The sequence below is a fragment of the Paenibacillus sp. JT31N7 genome (genome assembly GCF_059692095.1).
The window spans coordinates 108,299-123,038 of record NZ_JCAUAT010000004.1 but is presented as its reverse complement, the minus strand read 5'-3'; the positions used below and the strand labels follow the sequence as shown (position 1 = coordinate 123,038).

The window sequence follows — 14,740 nt, the reverse complement described above, 5'->3', positions numbered from 1 at the left end:
ACTTACGTAATAATGTATTATTTATGCAATTTTAAACTAATAACTCGCCGCAGGGGGCTGAATCATTATGGCTTTTACGATTAATAATCTTAAAGATAACGACAACGTTGTGGTTAAGGAACAGCTTGGCGGATTTACGGTGATCGAGTATAAAGAAGATTTGAGCAGTACAACAATGTCGGAAGCAGAAAATAACTTCTTCATGAGCAAGAGCAATATGCGCAATAAGCAGCTTATGGTCGAACTCTACAACAGTGAGGTTATGTTGAGCGCAGGGGCTATGCAATATATGGTTGGCAATATTGAAATAACCTCAGGCGTTAAAGGAGTCGGAGGTTTGATGAGAAATCTAGTATCCAGTGCAGTGACCGGAACCAGTGCCATAAAACCTCTCTACAAAGGGACGGGTACGATTTTACTGGAAACCACCTATAAATATCTGTGGTTAATCGATGTTGATAACGATCATATTGTCATGGAAGATGGCATGTTCTTAGCATGTGAAACCACGCTCGAATTAGCAGTTACTGCGCGTAAGAATCTCTCCTCTGCCGCACTTGGCGGTGAAGGTCTTTTTAATTTAAGCGCCAAAGGGAAAGGTATTCTTGCACTGGAAGCGCCCATTCCAACCGAAGAAGCTGTTATCATCGAACTTCAAAATGATGTGCTGAAAGTCGATGGAAACTTTGCGTTAATGTGGTCGAATTCGCTAGACTTCACCGTCGAGAAATCCGGGAAAACCAAAATGGGATCTATAGCTTCCGGCGAAGGGCTAGTCAATGTTTATCGAGGAACAGGAATGGTATGGCTTGCACCGCTCAGATCCATACAAATTGGAAATACCCCCGTCAAGTAGACACGCCCAAAAAGACTTGTCATAAAGCAGCAGCCGTTTCTCGGTATTTAACCGGGGAACGGTTGCTCCGTTTTTCCTGGAAGCAACCCATATTGTAAAACAAGATGTAGTCATGAAGGTGTTAAGTCCGGCCATTTAAGTCCAGCCAATTAAGGCCATCCTTTTTCGGATGGCCTCTTTTTTTAGACTTGAAAAAATTTTATGGTCAGCTGTGAGATCGACTTTTAAATTCGAAAATCTCATCAACGGCTTGACGATATCCGCCTGATTTTCGAAAAGATTCGCCGATATGTGCAACAGCCTTTTTGAAAGATGGGAGACTTAGCACTTGCTCGGCGGCTTCACGCAATTGTTGTACAGTCAAACCTTGCATCTGTAAGGCAAGGCCCGCTCCGATTTTGGCGACTTGCCCCGCAACCATCGGCTGATCGGCACTTTGGGGGATGACAACGAGCGGAACCCCGTAATAAAGTCCTTCATGGGTACTGTTCATTCCACCGTGTGTGATAAATAACTTCGTGTATTGCAGCACATCCGTCTGCGGAACATAATTTTTTACGATGAAATTACTGGGTATCTCCCCCAAATCGGAAATTAGGGTGTTATTTCCTACAGACATGACAATCGTATGATCCGTGTTCCCGAACGCCTCGAAACAAAGCTTATAGAAATCAACCGCCTGGTTAAAAACGGTGCCCAATGAAATGTAAATCGGGTTTTTCCCCTTGATCGCAGTCAAGTCGAAGTTTTTTTGAGCTGGCCGTGAAGAGATGGACGGACCTACAAATTTATACGTTTGATCGAAGGCCTCCACATCCGTTTGAAACTCCCTTGTTGTATACACGATAGTAAGTGGAGCAGGATTATAAAAAGCCTCGTAAGGAGTACGGATCTCCACACCATATTTTTCGCTCACCATTGCCGCCAGGCTTTGAAACCGACTAACGATTTCTTCGGGGATTTTTACGGAAGGCGGTTCCAAGAAGTTGTCGAACGTTTCTTTTGTATGCGCAAAAGAAGTACAAGAACTGATAGCGGGAAGCTTAAGAATTTGAGCAAGCAAACGCCCGCAACCGAACATGGAATCATGAATCATGTAATCAAAATGCTCTCCCCGGGTCTGCTCCAGAACAGTCGGGATGACTACATCTGCCGTAAGCAAAAGACCGTTGGCTCTTTCGAGCAAATAGTCTCTTCCGCCGGAAATAAAGGCTTCTATAAAATTTTGATCGTCAAATGTTCGTACCGAAGCTCCCGTCTTCTCCATGCGATCCCGATAAGCTTCCGCACAAAAGTACACCACCTCTTCTCCACGCGAAATAAGCTCCTGCACAACGCCGATCGTTGGATTGATATGTCCCTCTGATCCGGCGTTAATAAATAAAACACGCGCCATTTCTACCACTCCTTAGGTTACGGTTCTCTAAATCGTGTAAGAGCAACGCCTTCCATGCAAATAATGGTAACAAGTCTATCATATTACAATTCCCGGCAATCTCAAAACTTTAAGCAAAAAGGCCGCCCCCTTCGGGACAGAGCAAGTACTCAAGCGTTGGATCGCTGTACGTAGACGATTCGGTGTCGATCTCGATGACACGCTTGTTTTTGACAGCCGGGATATTGTTCCATGTCGCTGTTTTCATGAATGAATTATCACCCTTGGAGCTTCTGCTTAGAACCTTATGAAAGCGGCCATTGGGTAAAGGTTCCAACAATCGTTGCACTAACGTTGGAGCGATTAAATGCAGCTTTTATTTGCGTGATCTTATAGTATAAATATAGGACATTTGATTGTAAGAAAGGAGACCGTTGTGGAATGCTAAAGATCAGTGAATTTTCCAAGCTGAGCGGTGTTTCCGTCAAAGCATTAAGATTTTACAATAAGTTGAAACTGCTTGAACCGGCCGCCATAGACCCTACTAATGGCTATCGGTACTATACTCAGAAGCAGCTTCTGACCGTTAAGCGCATTACCGCCTTTAAAGAACATGGATTCACGCTAGAGCAAATTAAACACTTCCTGGAAGAACACCCCGTACCCGACGTAAAACTAAAGTTAGTTGATAAAAAGAAAGAACTTGAGCGTTCCATCCTGGAAGCGCAGCAGCAGTTGAAAGAAATCAATAACCGGATTACCCGTGTCGAAGAAGCGCATAACCGCCAACAGGAAACGCCGATAACCGTTCGTAACGTACAACCTCAACTTACGGCTTCTATTCGTGATAGGGTTCCACGCACGCACCTATGCCTTCTGCTTGACGAGCTCGCCCGTTACGTTAATTCCTATGGGGAGGACGAAGGGCGAGATTTGACGATTTTATGGTACGATCATGACAACTCGGATACGGATCAAGCCGATCTTGAAGTTGCCTTACCGTTAACAAAGGCTATTCCAAGCAGCGGAAGAGTGAGCGTCCGCCTTATGCCCGAGTTAAAAGCGGCCGCTTCCCTGGTGCACCTCTGCAACCCTTACGACAACTCTTGCCTTGCTGCTGATCAGTTAGTTTCGTGGATCTCATCTCAAGGCTATGTCCGATCCTATAAAGAGCCGATCCGTGAAACCTATTTAACTTCGGACAAAGATATTTACGGAAAAATGCGTTTGGCTGAATTGCTCATTCCCCTAGAGCTCGGATAAGATCATTTGTATCTCCATGCCTCCTTGAGGGGTTCTTTTTTTTCTGAAAATATAGGTTTATCTCTTCTTGACTCTCCCCTTTACGGGAAGGTGTACAGTAGCACTACACATCATAAAGGAGTGAGTGCTATGAAACGGTTGGAAGGAAAAATTGCATTGGTCACAGGCGGTAGCCGCGGTATCGGAAAAGGAATTTCGCTGCGATTGGCGCAAGAGGGTGCTCTGGTCATCGTTCACTATGGCAGCCGCCGTGCTGCGGGAGAGGAAGTTGTTCGGACCATTGAAGCCCAAGGCGGAAGGGCTTTGGCTATAGGAGCAAATCTCGAAACCGTTGCCGGGGTAACGGATTTGGTTCAAACCATGGAGCAAACGCTCCTTCGCCTAACGGGTCAGAACCGGATCGATATTCTCGTTAATAATGCCGGTATAGGAACTTCCAAAACATTGGAGGAAACCACAGAGGAGGATTTCGACGCGATATTTGCCGTGAATGTAAAAGCGCCGTTTTTCCTCGTTCAGCAGTCCCTGCAGCTTCTGCGTGATGGAGGACGAATTATCAATATCTCTTCAGGCGTCACGCGAATCGCATATCCTCATATTATGGCGTACAACTTGACGAAAGGTGCTATAAACACGTTTACCCTGCATCTTGCGAAACTAGTAGGGTCTCGCGGGATTACCGTTAATGCCGTGCTCCCCGGCATCGTCGATACGGACGTGAATGCGGAATGGCTGCATACACCGGAAGGTCAGCAACATGCGGCCGAAATGTCTGCCCTCGGCAGAGTCGGCGAGCCTTCGGATATTGCGGACATCGTGGCTTTCCTCTCTTCACCGGACGCCCGTTGGGTTACCGGACAGATGGTCGATGCCACGGGCGGGTCGCATTTATAAGAGGCCCTTACGTTACTTTCAAGTGCTTATGTGAGTCCAAAGTGCGTACTTCTCAAGTTCCTTCTTCCCTCTCATAATAGACACTATAAGAAGGAGGAGAGCCCTATGAAACCAGAAGAAACCCTATCACGTAAAACCGCTCTTGTCATTGGAGCTAACGGAGTAATCGGAGGGAATCTCATCCAGCATTTGATGACGCTCCCCGAGTGGGATATTATTGGAGTTTCCAGACGTGGCGGAGAGGACACCCCCCAGGTGCGGTATGTGGCGGTTGATCTGCTAAATGAGGAGGATACCCGAGATAAGCTGGGCCATCTAACCGAAGTCACTCATATCTTCTACGCCGCTTATCAAGATCGCCCTACTTGGGCCGAACTGGTTCCACCCAACTTGGCCATGCTCGTGAACGTAGTCAACGCGGTCGAACCGATCGCCCCTAACCTGCAGCATATCAGTCTGATGCAAGGTTATAAGGTGTACGGGGCGCATCTCGGTCCCTTCAAGACACCTGCGCGGGAAACGGATGCCTATCATATGCCGCCGGAGTTCAACGTCGACCAGCAGCAATTCCTCGAACAACGACAGTCGGGCAGCAAGTGGACTTGGTCGGCCCTTCGTCCATCGGTCGTTTGCGGGTTTGCACTAGGCAACCCAATGAACCTGGCCATGGTTATCGCGATTTATGCTTCCATGTCTAAAGAGCTCGGTCTGCCGCTCCGTTTTCCAGGGAAGCCGGGCGCCTACCACAGCCTGCTGGAAATGACCGATGCAGGCTTGCTGGCTCGGGCGACTGTGTGGGCGGCAACAGATGAACGCTGCGCGAATCAGGCATTTAACATCACGAACGGAGACCTCTTCCGCTGGAATGAGCTTTGGCCGAAGATTGCGGCATTTTTCGAGCTCGAGGTAGCCCCCCCATTACCGATGTCTTTGGATGTGGTCATGGCTGACAAGGAGACGTTATGGAACACCATGGTGGAGAAATACGATTTGGTGAATAACAGCTTCCAAGACGTTTCCTCCTGGCGGTTCGGGGACTTTGTATTCTCCTGGGATTATGACTTTTTTGCCGACGGCACCAAAGCGCGTCGTTTCGGCTTCCATGACTTCATTGATACGGAACAGATGTTTATGGACATCTTTGAAGACTTCCGTAAGCGTAAGGTCATCCCGTAATGTAGGGATAAACGCATGAAACCGGTTCCTCAAGTCCAGGAACCGGTTTTCTGTACCTTTTGTACCTCACTCGTCAGATTGCGGCGGTTCGAATAACACCCTTCCCCTATCCCCGTACACCTTTTCTATATGCGTATCGCCCCATCTGCACATGAGATGAAGGATACCCTTCAGGCCCCAGCCATAGTCCGTCAACTCATATTCGACTCTCGGCGGCACTTGGTTATAAGAAATACGGGACACTATCCCATCCTCCACCAGTTCCTTTAACTGCTGGGTCAGCACTTTTTGCGTTACCGCGGGCATCAGCTGCATCAGCTCGCCATTGCGCTTTTTACCGAACGTGAGGTGAAACAAAATGACCGGCTTCCACTTGCCTCCGATCACTTCAAGAGTAGCTTCCACCGCAGTGTTGTAGGTTTTGTCTGGTTCCTGCATAGCCTTGGATCGCCTCCCAGCGTGTCATAAAATACTCTCCGTTTGCGCCAATCCTACTGCTTCTTCACGGTTGCTGACGCCGAGCTTCGAGTAGAGAATCGAGCAATAATTGCGGATCGTCCCCTCCGATAAACACATTTTGGCGGCGATCGACTTGTAGCGCAGTCCGTTCGACAGATGCTGCAAAATCTCCATCTCACGTTTCGTAAGCCCATACGGATAGTGCTCCTGACTTGAGCCGTACTTCTCCAACTGCTCACGTTGACGCTTCATCTCTTCGAATAATCGCGTGGCGATCGATTGATCGATCCACGTACCTCCGTTATAGATAAGCTTCAAGGCTTCCTTCATCTCCCGCGGATGAATCGACTTCAGCATATAGCCTTCCGCTCCATGCTCCAGTGCAGTTGCTGCCGGTATGGAGTCCTCAAACGTCGTCATAAGCACAACCTTCATGGCGGGCCAGCGGTGCTTGATCTCAATTAAAGCTTCAAGCCCGTTCATTCCCTGCATCCGAATATCCATCAGCACGATATCCGGCTCGGATTGCTCACAGCACTCTAATGCTGCGTGACCGTCCCCGGCCGTACCAACGACAAGAAAATCGGCGTACTGGTCAAAAACTCGCTTCAAGCCGTCGGCAACGATCTCCTGATCGTCAACAATCAGCAGGCGGATCATACCATGAACAGACTCTGTCTGCAGAGGAACGTTACATATGATCACGGTTCCTTGCTCTAATTGAGAATGAACGATTAGTGTTCCGTGAAGCAGGTCCAGTCGTTCCTTGATACCATTCAAGCCAAATCCGAAGCGGATGTCTTCCGCTCCAATACCATTATCTTCGATCTGTAACCGGAGCTGCTGACTATCAAAATGCAGCTGAACGGATATCGCGCTCGCTTGACCGTGACGAACCGCATTCGTAAGAGACTCTTGCAGACAGCGATATAAACAAAAGTTTATTTTTTGCATCAGGAGAGTTTCACTGCCAATTACGCGGAAGCTGACCGCCACTCCGGTTGATTTCATAAAATCATCAGATAGCTGCCGCAGCGATTCACCTAACGAAAGGCCCGGCGAAATAGGAGAAAGCTGGTGCAGATGCTTACGAATATCATCCAAACTGCGCTGCGCGGCACTGATAAGCGAGTCGATCCTCTCGATCTCCGAATCAGGTACGGACAATCTCAGCGATTCCACACCGATGATCATCGAGGTTAACGTATGGCCAATCGTGTCATGAAGCTCATGTGACAACCGATTGCGCTCCTCCATCAGGGTAAGTTCCTCGATCCGTGTAATATGCTGCTCCAGCAATTGTTTCTGCTCTTGAATAATCCGGGCCTGCTTGTTCGACTGAATTAATACATTAAACGCGAAGCCGATGGCAAAACCAAAGCAGCAGCTTAAGATAAACTCAAACGGGGAGCGATCGGCTATCCAACCGTTGATGGCAGGGAAAATGATTCCAACCGGGAGTCCCGTCCACACGTACGTTCTCCGGTTGCTGCCTAAGCCGATAATCATGACGAGTAAAATGAAAGTCCAGAGCAATCCCGGCGCCGCGAAGGCTAAATAAAGATGGAAGAAGCCCGCCGCTGTGACTTCGACCCCAAGATACCAGCTTTCTTTTCGGTACTGGATGATGAGTGGAAGGAGATAAACCAAAGAGGCCAGGATGAATACACTCCAGAACGGCATAACGAACAATGACGGGTTAATAAATCCGGCACTTAAGATAATGACCAGCCAGAATGTACGTATCGCAAAAACGATCCAATCGTACCAGAACCACTTTTTTATGATGGACAACACCGATTATATGCACCTGCTTTTATTTATTGTGGGAATCCATTCCAAGAATAATTCAAGTTTATCATGCCTCATGATTTCCCGCTTCGTCAAGAAAAGGACAGTTTGAACGGCCGGACGAGCACGTCACATCGTACAGCTGACAGTTTGTCATAGGAAACATGTGACACGCTAAGTACGATGTCATCAAAAATCGAGCGGTTTTGCTGCTATCCGATTTTACAACACTCCGGGTAAGGTGAAAACGTGAACCGACACAATATCCAAATAACAGGAGCGATGCGAGATGAAATCATTTACTATTCAAAAGGGAATTGCCTTAACTTTGTCAGCGATAGTGGCAGGGACGTTAATCTTCCCTAGTTATGGAAGTGCCCGCACGGCGAGTCAGACGCCCGTCCAGCAAGCTATCGATAAAGCCGCCAATACGAAGGACATTCCCGGCGTTATTGTTACCGTAAAGAAGGGTGACGCAAGCTGGTCGTATGCCGCCGGCGAAGCCAATATCGAGAAGAATCACAAAGTGGATGCCGATTCCGCTTTCCGGATCGGAAGCACAACGAAGACGTTTGTCGCCACGGTTGCCTTGCAGCTTGCCGGCGAGAAGAAAATCAGCCTCGATGATACGGTCGAGAAATGGCTCCCGGGTGTCGTGAAGGGCAATGGGCATGACGGCAATAAAGTGACGATTCGCCAATTGCTTAATCATACGAGCGGAATTCCGGACTATTTGGATGGATCGCTCAAGGATAGTTTACTTGCGAACCCGAATCAAAATTTCACAGCCGAACAATTAATAGCCCGCTCTTTAGCGATGGATCCGGTAACCGGCTTCCAATATTCGAACACGAACACAGCCCTTGTGGGGCTCATTATCAAGAAGGTCACCGGAGATACGTATGCCGAGCAGATCAAGAAACGAATTCTTGAGCCGCTTAAGCTTAACGAAACATTTTTGCCTGGCAGCTCCGCAGATATCCCGAAAAAAAATGCCCGGGGCTACCTGAACACCGGAGACAAATTAGTCGATATTACTTGGCTTAATCCGTCTTTCACCAATGCCGCCGGGGAAATGATCTCGACCGGAGAAGATTTAACGACATTTTTCCGTGCCTTATTGAGTGGAAAGCTGCTGACACCGGAGATGCAGAAAGAAATGCTGACCACCGTCGACAGCCCGCTTGGGAATTACGGACTTGGCGTACATGAAACTAAGCTGTCCAATGGCGTCAGCGTATGGGGACATGGCGGCGGCATTCCCGGATTTACCAATTTTGCAGGCGGAACAGCGGACGGTCAACATGTCATCTCGATCAATTTCAATGTGCTTGGCGGTGCGGAAACACATATAAACGATATTTTGACACCTGAATTCGCGGTAGAAACCAAGCAAGACCTGACGGAGAAAGAGAAGAAAAAAAAGCATCGGGATGAAGTTAAACTTGTCATGGATCAAGTGGTAACCAACAAGAACATTCCGAGTGTAGCGGCAGGCGGAATTAAGGATGGAGAACGCTGGTCCCACGCCAAAGGTACAGCCAGCTTGGAGATACCGCGCCCCGTCCGGCCCGACTTTTCATTCCGCATCGGAAGTATCACGAAGACGTTCACCGCTGCGGTCGTCCTGCAGTTGGCCGAAGAGCAGCAATTAAACTTAGATGACTCGGTCGAAAAATGGCTGCCGGGTGTCGTACAAGGCAACGGGTATGACGGCAATAAAATTGCGATTCGTCAGTTGTTGAATCATACGAGCGGGCTTGCGAACTACACCGATTTGGATATGCGGGACATTGTCCTGCCTCAAAATCCATTCCGCTACTACAGCGTCGATGAACTCATAAGCAAGTCACTTGCAAAGCCGCCTGTATTTGCGCCAGGAGAGGGCTGGAGCTATTCCAATATTAATAGCGTGCTGGCCGGTCAAATTATCAAGAAGGTAACCGGGGATACGTATGCGGAGCAGATCAGAAAACGGTTCATCGAACCGCTTGGACTGAAGGGGACATTCGTTACCGAAGCCAATCCCAATATTCCTGGCGATCATGCCAGGGGATATAACATGGACAGGTCGGGCCATTTGTATGATATGACAGATGTGAATCAATCTTGGGCAAATGCGGCCGGAGATATGGTTTCGACAATCGACGATCTGACCACCTTTTTCAGTGCCCTTTTAGGCGGAAAACTCCTTAATCAAGAGATGATGGACCAGATGCTCACAACAGTAGACAGCCCTATCGGTAAAGTCGGACTGGGCGTATATGAAGAGAAAACACCGGACGGGCAATCTTATTGGGGACATGCCGGAGGCACTTTCGGGTTTGAGTCGAGAGCCGGCGGCCCTCTAGGCGGGGAACACATTTTGGTAACGGTTATCAACGCGGTAGGTCCGGAAGTTATCACGGGTAGAGACAAAATATTCAACAAGGAATTTGGCCGTTAATTTACAATCCGGCATCGTACCCTTTGTTCGTGGGCGATGCCGGCTTTTTGCGTCTGAGCTTACAGCTTATCAAATTCCACTCCATATTTATCGAAGATGGCCTTGTACTTATTTTCGAATAGGGTCCATCGATTTTCTGCCCCGTATTTCCCCTGCAAAGCCTTCAAATACTGTTTAGCCGCTGCTGCGTCGTTGGATTGCAACAACAAATGAAAGCTCTCTTCGCCCAGATGCAGAAACGGACCCGAAATATAATAATCCACAATGGATCTGGCACTGGTCATCGTATCGAAGAAATGAATAACTTCTTCCAATCCGATTAGCAGCGTTTTTCTCAAATCATCCATATTCGTATCGGGAGTGATTGCGAAACGATCCGGAGCGGCCCGGGCAATTTCCCCGATTCTTGCTCTGAAGTGACACTCCGCTTCCTGAGGTGCCGTCAAAATCTCTTTCGATTGGATCTGCGCTAACTCCGCCGCATAAATGCCGCAGTTCACATAAAACATAACATTGTCCGCCGAATTTCCAGAGGATTTTTGGAAATTAAATAGGTAGATGAGGCCCTCTGTTGTTTTACTGAAAGTCAAACTCTTCTTTGCGAAGCCATGCTTAGTAAGGAACGGCTTTACATCCTGCTTAATCAGATCTTTAAAGAGCTGCTGCAACATAATCCCTCCCAGGTAAAATTGCTATTAACCTAGCGCCATTATCAAATGTTCATTCGTGGGCTTTATCCTCTATTCCTATACCCGGATTAATTTTTATTTTCTATATTTTCCTCATCTTATCACATAAAAATCATGGGCAGTAATCAGGTGCCTTTTGATTTCGCTCTGTAGATGTTACGCAGAACCGTATGCTAAGTAAGTGTAAACGGGGATACTGCGGGCGGAATAATCAATCACCAAATCTTCGCTAAATTTGATTGACGTTTTATGTTGACTTCGTATTTCCCGGCGCAGGTGCGCCTCTATCCTTGCGCCTAATTCATGAATACTAAACGGTTTTTGAATATAATCGTCTCCTCCCGCACGAAAACCCGATATTTTATCCGTATCCTCCACACGGGCGGTTAAACCATTGAATCATTTCCCCCCGGTACCCATCCTCCCCGAAATAGGATAAGGATAAAATTTCGCTCTATTTGTGATACGGTTCAGCTTAACGAGTCTATCGGCGAAAATATTTATTTAAGAAAAACCGGAGGCGTTGCCTCCGGTCCTCTTCAGGTTGTACATATATCCGAGCGTAATATTGCCGCCCGCGAAATGAAGATCGTCCGTTACCCGCGATGGTTGTCCGGAGCGAGCTGCTTCTCCAAGAGCAGCTCCGCAGCCTTCCGGAAATACTCCGGATCAAACTCGGACCTATCCAAGTAGCTCTTCATGACGAACCCGTCATACAACATTCTCAGCTGCGCAGTCAGCTCTTCGGGCTGTCGTGCCCCGCCTTCCCTTGCAAGCTCTAGAACCCGGGACCAGAAACTCCTCTGAATGCCCAGCAATTTGACGTGGGCGGGATGATCCGGATCCGGGAATTCGACCGCCGCGTTCAAGAACGGACACCCCCGGTAATCCGGCATCCCCATCTGTTCGGTCACATCGCGAATGAGGGTGTCGAGCTGTTCCTTAGGGGAATTCGGATACAGCTGCCTCAGTTTTTCCAGTTTCTCTACTTTTAGTTCATCCCTAGATTCGAGATAAGCAACCGCCAGATCATCTTTCGTCGCGAAACTTCGATAAAAGCTTGCCTTGGCAACGCCGGACTCCTTGATGATCCGATCGATGCCGACCGCCCGTATTCCCTCCATGTAAAACAATTCGGAGGCGACCCGCAGTATACGATCTCTAGCCGATTCTTTTTGCATATTCGACCCCCGTCTCTAAAGGTTTGGAAAAAAGTGTGTTGACATGAGACAGATCTGTCTGTATTATTTTCATCGTAAAGAGACAGACCTGTCTACTCCATTATATGAAATCCTCTCGCCTCCTGTCAATCGAGCGAGTAGTGAGAAAGGGGAACTTTCTATGCCCAATACACTTTCGGACGCTTCCGCCCAGGTGGTGCGGACTCGCGACCCCGTCTCCAAAGGAGACGGACGCAGATCGCGTCTGATGCTGCCAGCTCTGCTTTTGCCTGTATTTATGGCAGTGGCGAACGTGTTCATCGTGAACGTAGCCACGCCTTCAATACAGAAAGGGCTCGGGGCCAGCTTCGCCGATGTACAATTCATGCTTACCGGGTATACTCTTACGTTCGCCGTTCTGCTGATTATCGGCGCCCGGCTGGGCGATCGGTTTGGGCGCCGGAGAATGCTGTTCATCGGAGTGGCCCTATTCACGATCGCTTCTCTGATATGCGGCTTATCTGCCCACGTCACTATGCTCATTGCGTCGCGCGTTGTGCAAGGCGTCGGCGCCGCTCTGTTTATGCCGCAGATCTTATCCCTCATTCAAGCCAATTATCCTCCGGAACGCCGGGGTGCGATCTTCGGCATGTATGGAGCGACCCAGGGAATCGCGGCGACGGCTGGGCAGATAATCGGCGGGCTGCTTCTCCGCATGAATTTGTGGGATCTGGATTGGAGAGCGGTGTTCCTGATCAGCGTCCTGCTCGGGGCTCTCATATTGGCCCTGATTCCGTTTATTCCGGAATCCGGCTCGCCTGATCGCGCCCGATTGGATTGGATTGGAGCCGCACTCGCCGCGGCCGGCTTGCTGATGCTCGTCTATCCGCTCGTGCAGGGACAGCGTCAAGGATGGCCCGCCAGCCTCGTCGTCAGTTTGCTCTTGTCGGCCCCTGTCTTGGTTTTGTTCGCCTGGTACGAATGGCGACTGTTGCGCCGCGGCCAACTCCCATTTATGAATGTCGATCTCTTTAGACATAAGGTGTTCACGTCCGGTATTCTCGTCGTGCTGCTGTTGATGTCGACGCAGGGTGCCTTCTTCCTTGTCGCCGCCTACATGCTTCAGCTTGGACTTCATTTCTCGGCTCTGCAAGCGGGTCTTGTCATCGGGTCGATGGGAATGGGCTATTTTCTCGCATCGCTGTTCTCTTCCCGAGTCGCCGCGAAGCTTGGAGCCCATGTGCTGACCGTCGGTTCCATCTTGACGACAGCAGGTTACCTGCTGCTCAGCTGGGCGGTCCGGACGACCGGGATTTCATCCGATATCGGCGTGTGGATCCCGGCTCTAGCTGTGCTCGGCATCGGTCAAGGCTTAGTCGCCGCGCCACTGACGAATATCGTTTTGGCGAAAATCCGCACAACGGACATCGGCTCCGCATCCGGTGTCATGACAACCAGCATACAGATCGCCTCTACGATCGGAATCGCCCTGATCGGCATCGTTTGGCTTAGCGCTCTTGAAGCCCATACCGGCTCGGTATCCGCCTATCCCGACGCGTTTAACATTTGCCTAAATGTGCTGGCCGCCGTCACTGTGCTCATCCTGCCGCTGGCATTGATGCTGGCGGGGCGAAACGGAGCCCGTCGATCGTGAAAGAAATGAAGCCCTCCGCGCAACGTGGCCACTGAAGAGCTTGCTTTATCCTGCCATCCGTTGCTAATGGAGATTACAAAAAAAGACATCCGCTTTGAGTTTCAGAGCGGATGTTCTTTTGTTTTTGGGCATTTATCGTCCTGTGTATAGTAGAGTGCCACATCTCATTTTCGAACCATCAATATGGCCGATTCCACATGTCTTGGGTGCAGATTGTTAGGAGTTTCAGTTAAATGCTTAAAAGCGAAATTGTGACTTTACTCTTACTAGATTTTTCTGAAAACATAGATAAACCCTCATAAATTTTAAGGCACACTCTTTTATTATACATATTTGGAAATATAATGTATATTATTTTTAGATAGGATTAGAAGGGTGCGATCTATGTAAACCATTCTCAATACTCTGGGGGATTATCATGAGGATTATAAAAAGAACTATTCTACTAGTAATTAGCTTATTATTTTTATTCATAGGGTCTATTATTGTCTTTATGAATTTGAGAGTTGAAAAATTAGAAAATGAAGTGCGACGTTATCTAACTTCCAAAGGATACGAAGAACATCAAATCCAAAAAAATGATGGCAAGATATCAATTCAGCCTGTATATCAAGTTGTAGTTATATTTACTGATGAACCGAATGTAACTTACTACTATGGGTCAAAAAAGTATTATTCCATTCTTCCTTCAAAAGGAGAAGATAAAGTATTCCAATTAAGTGTTACTCGTTTCATTGATCAAAACTACGAGTATAAGCACATCGAGCCTAATGTTAAGGAACAACTTCCAATGAACTAGTGGGGATGGTTTTAACTTAGAGCTGGTCGTTGAGAATATTAAGCATTTAGTTTCACTTTGGTTCGTTGTCCTCTTTGTTCTTCTTTAAAACCTTCTTCTTTCGCCATACTAATGTATCTTTCGTCTAAACCGTTTGGTTCCGTTTCGCCTCCCATGGGGCTACACCCACCACCGAACG

At 48.2% G+C, this 14,740-nt stretch carries 13 protein-coding genes; 7 read left to right on the top strand and 6 right to left on the bottom strand.

Going from position 1 to position 14,740, the window contains the following annotated elements; all coding sequences use genetic code 11:
- Positions 1-67 precede the first annotated feature (67 nt).
- The gene (locus AC58P5_RS19220; protein WP_497389328.1) at positions 68-856 is read left to right on the top strand and encodes an AIM24 family protein; all 789 of its coding nucleotides are present in this window, start codon (positions 68-70) and stop codon (positions 854-856) included.
- A gap of 205 nt (positions 857-1,061) precedes the next feature.
- Here the strand turns inward: AC58P5_RS19220 and AC58P5_RS19215 are convergent, their stop codons facing one another.
- Positions 1,062-2,252 carry a macrolide family glycosyltransferase gene (locus AC58P5_RS19215; RefSeq protein WP_497389327.1) on the bottom strand — a complete coding sequence of 397 codons (1,191 nt, stop codon included), beginning with the start codon at positions 2,250-2,252 and terminating at the stop codon, positions 1,062-1,064.
- A 109-nt stretch (positions 2,253-2,361) separates the two neighbouring features.
- On the bottom strand, positions 2,362-2,499 hold the full coding sequence (locus AC58P5_RS19210; RefSeq protein WP_497389326.1) for a hypothetical protein: 138 nt from the start codon (positions 2,497-2,499) through the stop codon (positions 2,362-2,364).
- 173 nt (positions 2,500-2,672) lie between these two features.
- On the opposite strand from AC58P5_RS19210, the gene AC58P5_RS19205 reads away from it, so the two are divergent.
- From AC58P5_RS19205 to AC58P5_RS19195, 3 genes are all read left to right on the top strand, one after another.
- Entirely contained in the window at positions 2,673-3,494 is an 822-nt protein-coding gene (locus tag AC58P5_RS19205) for a MerR family transcriptional regulator (protein ID WP_497389324.1), read from the top strand.
- 129 nt (positions 3,495-3,623) lie between these two features.
- On the top strand, positions 3,624-4,388 hold the full coding sequence (locus AC58P5_RS19200) for an SDR family oxidoreductase (protein WP_497389322.1): 765 nt from the start codon (positions 3,624-3,626) through the stop codon (positions 4,386-4,388).
- Positions 4,389-4,493: 105 nt separating this feature from the next.
- A complete protein-coding gene (locus AC58P5_RS19195; RefSeq protein ID WP_497389320.1) occupies positions 4,494-5,564 on the top strand; it encodes an SDR family oxidoreductase in 1,071 nt (356 codons plus the stop codon).
- Between the two features lie 66 nt (positions 5,565-5,630).
- On the opposite strand, the gene AC58P5_RS19190 is transcribed toward AC58P5_RS19195, so the two are convergent.
- Together AC58P5_RS19190 and AC58P5_RS19185 are read right to left on the bottom strand one after the other, a co-directional pair.
- On the bottom strand, positions 5,631-6,002 hold the full coding sequence (locus AC58P5_RS19190; protein WP_497389318.1) for a winged helix-turn-helix transcriptional regulator: 372 nt from the start codon (positions 6,000-6,002) through the stop codon (positions 5,631-5,633).
- A gap of 24 nt (positions 6,003-6,026) precedes the next feature.
- Positions 6,027-7,820: a response regulator gene (locus AC58P5_RS19185; RefSeq protein WP_497389316.1), complete on the bottom strand. Its 1,794-nt coding sequence runs from the start codon at positions 7,818-7,820 to the stop codon at positions 6,027-6,029.
- A gap of 283 nt (positions 7,821-8,103) precedes the next feature.
- Here AC58P5_RS19185 and AC58P5_RS19180 point away from each other — a divergent pair, with 283 nt between their 5' ends.
- The gene (locus tag AC58P5_RS19180; protein ID WP_497389314.1) at positions 8,104-10,260 is read left to right on the top strand and encodes a serine hydrolase domain-containing protein; all 2,157 of its coding nucleotides are present in this window, start codon (positions 8,104-8,106) and stop codon (positions 10,258-10,260) included.
- Between the two features lie 59 nt (positions 10,261-10,319).
- Here AC58P5_RS19180 and AC58P5_RS19175 read toward each other — a convergent pair whose 3' ends face one another.
- Entirely contained in the window at positions 10,320-10,931 is a 612-nt protein-coding gene (locus tag AC58P5_RS19175) for a DUF4304 domain-containing protein (RefSeq protein WP_497389312.1), read from the bottom strand.
- A gap of 614 nt (positions 10,932-11,545) precedes the next feature.
- A complete protein-coding gene (locus tag AC58P5_RS19170) occupies positions 11,546-12,130 on the bottom strand; it encodes a TetR/AcrR family transcriptional regulator (protein WP_497389310.1) in 585 nt (194 codons plus the stop codon).
- 160 nt (positions 12,131-12,290) lie between these two features.
- Here AC58P5_RS19170 and AC58P5_RS19165 point away from each other — a divergent pair, with 160 nt between their 5' ends.
- A complete protein-coding gene (locus tag AC58P5_RS19165; protein ID WP_497389308.1) occupies positions 12,291-13,763 on the top strand; it encodes an MFS transporter in 1,473 nt (490 codons plus the stop codon).
- A 418-nt stretch (positions 13,764-14,181) separates the two neighbouring features.
- Complete coding sequence (locus AC58P5_RS19160; RefSeq protein ID WP_497389306.1) at positions 14,182-14,562, top strand: DUF3139 domain-containing protein; 381 nt, start codon at positions 14,182-14,184, stop codon at positions 14,560-14,562.
- Positions 14,563-14,740: the final 178 nt, after the last annotated feature.